This window comes from Paraburkholderia diazotrophica (assembly GCF_900108945.1).
GTDB lineage: Bacteria > Pseudomonadota > Gammaproteobacteria > Burkholderiales > Burkholderiaceae > Paraburkholderia > Paraburkholderia diazotrophica.
The window spans coordinates 1-3,301 of the sequence record NZ_FNYE01000092.1; the positions used below are offsets into that span (position 1 = coordinate 1).

At 64.4% G+C, this 3,301-nt stretch carries 2 protein-coding genes; both read left to right on the forward strand.

What is annotated here, in order from left to right; all coding sequences use genetic code 11:
- Positions 1-1,703 (forward strand): ATP-binding protein (locus tag BMW76_RS39850; protein ID WP_090874152.1); only part of this gene is annotated, 1,703 nt, incomplete at its 5' end.
- On the forward strand, positions 1,700-3,301 hold a 1,602-nt coding region (locus tag BMW76_RS39855), incomplete at its 3' end, for a hybrid sensor histidine kinase/response regulator (RefSeq protein ID WP_090874153.1). The genes BMW76_RS39850 and BMW76_RS39855, both read left to right, overlap by 4 nt.

Below are 3,301 nucleotides of genomic sequence, written 5' to 3' on the forward strand. Positions count from 1 at the left end.
TCTATCACGAACTCGGGCGCACCGCGCTCGTGATCCTCGTGAGCCAGGGCGCGAATACGTTTCTGGTCGCGCTCTTCACGTTCTATATCCTGTGGAGGCTGGTCACGCGGCATCTCGCGGCGATCGCGCGTACTGTCAGCGATTACGATTTTCACGAGCCGCCGCGGCCATTCGTCCTTCGGCGTACGCCGCCGCGCGAGGCGGACGAACTCGACCGCGTGGTGTCGGCGTTCAACGCGATGGGCATGCGCCTGCATCGCGCGTATCTCGACGAGCGCGAGGCGGCCGTCGAGCGCGAAGCACGGCGCTCGGCCGAAGCGGCAAACCGCGCGAAAGGCGAATTCCTCGCGAATCTCAGCCACGAACTACGCACGCCGCTCAACGGCATTCTTGGCTATGCGCAGATTCTCGGGCGCGACAGCACGTTGAGCGTGCGTCAGCGCGATGGTGTCGCTGTGATCCAGCAAAGCGGAGAACATCTGCTGACGTTGATCGACGAGACACTCGATTTCGCGAAAGTCGAAGCGGGCAAGCTGCGCTTCGAGATCTGCGATGTGCCGCTCGCAGGTCTCGTCGATACGATACGCGAGATCATTGCGGTGAAGGCCGAGCAGAGACGGCTTGCGTTCGCATGCGCGGTGGCGGCCGATGCCCCGCCCGGTGTGCGCGCCGACGAGCGCCGCTTGCGCCAGGTGTTGCTCAATCTGCTGTCGAACGCCGTGAAATTCACCGACCAGGGCAGCGTGCGCCTGCATATCGGACGAAGTGCAAGCGGTGCGGTCCGCTTCGAAGTGCACGACACGGGCATCGGCATTCACGCGGAACATCAGGAGAAGATATTCATGCCGTTTGAGCAGGCGAGCGGTGCGGAACGGCGTGCGGGCGGCACGGGCCTCGGCCTTGCGATCACCCGGCAGTTCGTTCGCGCGATGGGCGGCGAGGTGCACGTCGAAAGCGAAGTGGGCCGCGGCAGCGTGTTCTGGTTCGAACTGCCGGCGTCGCTCGTCGAACGGCCCGCGTCGCGCGCGCCCGTTCCTGCGTCGGTCGTCACGGGCTACGAAGGTCGGCGTCTGAAGGTGCTCGTGATCGATGACGTGCAGGTCAATCGCGCTGTCGTCGTCGAACTGCTGGAGCGCATCGGCTTCGATACCGTCGAGGCCGACAACGGCCGCGACGGCATCTCGATCGCGCAGGCGGAGCGTCCCGATCTGATCCTCACGGACATCGTGATGCCGGGCATCGACGGTCTCGAAGTGACGCAGCGTCTGCGCGCGATGCCCGAATTCGCGCACCTGCCGATCATCGCGGTATCGGCGACGCCGTTCGGCGTGGATGGCGCCAGGAGTCTCGACGCGGGTGCGAATGCTTTCATCGCCAAGCCGGTGAATTTCGATCTGCTGCTCGCACGCATGGCGGATTTGCTCGACATCACATGGACTCAAGCTGCCGTGTGGACGGAAGTCGTGCCCGATAGCCCGTTGACGTTTCCCGCCGCGATGTCCATCGATGCAATGAACGAACTGCATCAGCTCGCGCGCGACGGCAACATGCGCGGCATCGTTCAGTGGGCGGAACGCATTGCGGCAAGCGATCCGGCGCATGCGGCGTTCGCCGCGCGGCTGCATCAACTGGCGCGCGCGTACCAGTCGAAGGCGATCCTGCAGCTCGTTGAGCGGCACCTGGAGGGGGACACTGCAACATGAGCCATCTCGCCGCTTCGGCTGCACATACGGATACCGTCCTGATCGTCGACGATACGCCCGCGAACCTCGGCGTGGTCGTAGACAGTCTCGAAGCGCGCGGCATTCGCGTGCTGGTGGCGCTCGACGGTATCGAAGCGCTGGAGCGCGCGGCTTTCTCGCAGCCCGACCTGATTTTGCTCGACGTGAAGATGCCGGGTATCGACGGCTTCGAGACGTGTCGCCGTCTGAAGCGCGATGAACGCACGCGCGATATCGCCGTGATCTTCATGACCTCGCTGACGGGCAACGAGGATCGCGTCGAGGGCTTTTCGGCGGGCGGCGTCGATTACGTGACCAAGCCGTTGCGCGTCGACGAGACGCTGGCGCGCGTCGGTGTGCATCTCGAGCTGCGCGCCATGCACAAGCAGCTTCTCGCCCAGAACCGGCAACTGCTCGCCGAAGTGGCCGTGCGCAAGGAAACGGAGGCCGCGTTATCGCAGGCGCGCGACGATCTCGAACGGCGCGTCGCGTCGCGCACGGAAGAACTGGCGCGTGCCAACGCGAACCTGCAGGCGCAGATCGACGAGCGGCGGCGCGCGGACGCGCGCCTGCAGGCAAGCGAGGCGCGCTTTCGCGCGATCGTCGAAACGAGTCCGGTGCCGTTGTGCATCACGTCGATGCCGGCGGGGCGCATCCTGTACACGAACGAGCCGCTGCGCGAACTCTTCGGCATGGACGAAGGCATGTCGGCCCATATCGCGGATTTCTACGCCGATCCAGCCGAGCGCGATCATCTGATCGGGCATCTGAGGACAGAGGGCAGCCTGCGCAATGTGGAGGTGCAGTTCCGGCGTCCCGACGGCACGCAGTTCTGGGCGATGGCGACAGCGCGCGTCGCGACCTACGACGATTCGCCCGCGATTTATGTCGGCCTGAACGACATCACGGGGCGCAAGCAGATGGAACAGGAACTTGTCGAATCGCGCGAACAGCAGCGCGAGCTGTCCGCGTACATGGAGGCGATCCGCGAAGAGGAGAGAAAGCGCATCGCGATGGAGATTCACGATGAACTTGGCCAGTTGCTGACTGCGCTCAAGATGGACGTGTCGCTGCTCAAGATGCGTCTCACGCAAGACCCGGAAGCAATGAAAAAAACCGACGATATGCGCGAGCTGGTCGAAGGCACGATCTGGATGGTGCGCAACGTCGCGAGTCATTTGCGGCCGGCCGCACTCAATTTCGGCATCGTATCGGCGCTCGAATGGCTCGTCGACGAGTTCAACCGCCGCAATGCGATTCCTTGCGAGTTGCACATCGTCGGTGGCGAGCCCGCGCTGTCGGACGCGCACGCGACGGCTGTGTTCCGCATCGTGCAGGCGTCCCTGACGAACATCACGCGTCATGCCGACGCGACGCGCGTCGATGTGACGTTGATCTCGACGGCGGAGGAGCTCGAACTGCATGTGCGCGACGACGGGCGCGGCTTCGACCAGCAGGTGGTGAGGCGCGACTATTCATATGGCTTGCTCGGCATGAACGAGCGCGCGCGGCTGATCGGCGGATCGCTTTCGATCGGCAGCACGCCGGGCGCGGGCACCACGGTTTCGATTCACATTCCG